General features: G+C 48.0%; 1 pseudogene. It reads left to right on the top strand.

The window, feature by feature from the left end:
- A pseudogene (locus EHQ17_RS19895) lies at positions 1 to 1,849 on the top strand (hypothetical protein); the annotation flags it as partial.

Consider the following 1,849-nt stretch of genomic DNA (forward strand, 5'->3'; position numbering starts at 1 on the left):
GTTATTGGCATTAGAGAAATGTAATGTTTCAAAAGCAGAATACAATAACTTGACCGGAGCTGCGAGCGCGGTCCGGCGCAGGTTCGATGCGATGCCTCTCTACGGATCGTCACCGCAGGACGCGGCCGAAAAAAATCACAAACACGACGGGGCGCCGAACGAGGTTGCGCGTAACGTGGAAACGGACATTTACCAAAAGGTTATCCACGACTATATGGGCGAGAACGGAGTTGTGACCCAACTTTTTGGAATGGAGTTGAAACAGCGTGCTGACAAACAATCGCAGCAGTGGGATTTGAAAGAAAAAGAATTCTATGACCTGAAACAGGATTGGATCCAGAACGTTTCGTATTTGAAAGAAGTGGGAACGAAACGCTGGGAGAATATGGCGCAGGAGTTTGGCGCGAAGTGGAAGGACTGGAGAGCGGACTTCAAGGCGGAACACGAAGCGAACCAGGCGTTGTTTTTGAACAAGATCGAACAAGCGGTGCAAAACAAAGAAACGTGGACGCAGAACTTTCTTTTACAAAGCCAGAACAACGCGGAAGAACAGAGTTTGCGAGAGATGTATGATTCGATTGCGGGAGTTGTGCAGAGCATGCAAGAGAACTTACCGCAGGGAGTGAGCTTGAGCATCAATGTGAACGATATTCTTGCAAGCGTGCTTGCGAAGAAACCGGGAAGTTTGTCTGCGAGTTTGATGGACCGAGCTTCGAGCATCGATACCAACTTCTTTTTAAACGAGGTGAAGAAATACAACTTCAACGACAAGGGAGTGAAGGATCAGTTCAAGAGTTTGATGGAGAAGACGAACGTTCTGAGTCAGAACATGGTGATCTTGCAGGCTTTGGAGAGTTTGCGGAATATGCCGGAGAGTTTTGTTCTTGCTGTGAAAAAACAAAACGAAGCCACGCAGAAGAGTTTGGACTCAACGATGGCGTTTGGCGGTTTTGCGAGAATGGGAGCGATGTATTTGCGCGTGATCAAGAACGCTGCGGGTGGCACGGAACAGCAGGTTTTACCGGTTTACAACGACTTTGTATATACCCCTCCTACTGAGTTTCCTCTTGTGAAGGATGGAAACGGCAACGAATGGGACCTCTCAAAAACCGAATCGTTGTTAGACGGGAAGAGCAATGCTCCGAGTCCGAGCGACGTTACGGTGATGGTTCGTTTGGCCCGCAACAAAATGTTAAACGACTTCAAGAAGACGTTAAATACGGAGAAGACGAGAAACTACGAGGCGGAGCTTGGTCTTGCAGTCGGGTTTACGGACGGCACCGATTTGATGGATGCGTTTGACGAGTTTGTGGAAGGAACGATGTCTGGTCAGAATACGGCTTGCGTTGGTAAAACAGCGGAGCAGTGCGCTAAGTCTGCGGTGGGTTCTGGCTTTTTAGTGGGAGATGTTCCGGACGGAGATTTCGGTTTTGTTCAGTTTGGTCAATTTTATACCATTCTCAAAGGTAAGCGGGAGATGGACAAACGGAAGGCGCAGATGGACGCGTCTCGCAACCGGAGAAAGACCGGCATTGCGAGAATGTACAGCCCATATACGGCAATGGCGACCGGAACGGAGAATATTCTTAAGGGAGCAAAAAATCTTTCCTTAAAAGACCTGAGCCAAATGGGGAGCATGATCGGCAAGGCGGTGTTGAAATCTGCGACTGGAGATTTTAGCGGAGCGAAGAAAGATTTGTATGATGCGAAGGAATATGCGGAAGAGAACAAAAACATCAAACAGATCGTGGAAGGTTTTACGTTGTCGATGACAGGTCAATTGGATCAGACTCTTTTTCAATTTGAGTTTGCGAATGATCTGATTCATATGGGCGGTCGTGGAAATACG

Origin of the sequence: Leptospira gomenensis, assembly GCF_004770155.1 — a bacterium.
In the GTDB taxonomy this organism is placed as follows: domain Bacteria; phylum Spirochaetota; class Leptospiria; order Leptospirales; family Leptospiraceae; genus Leptospira; species Leptospira gomenensis.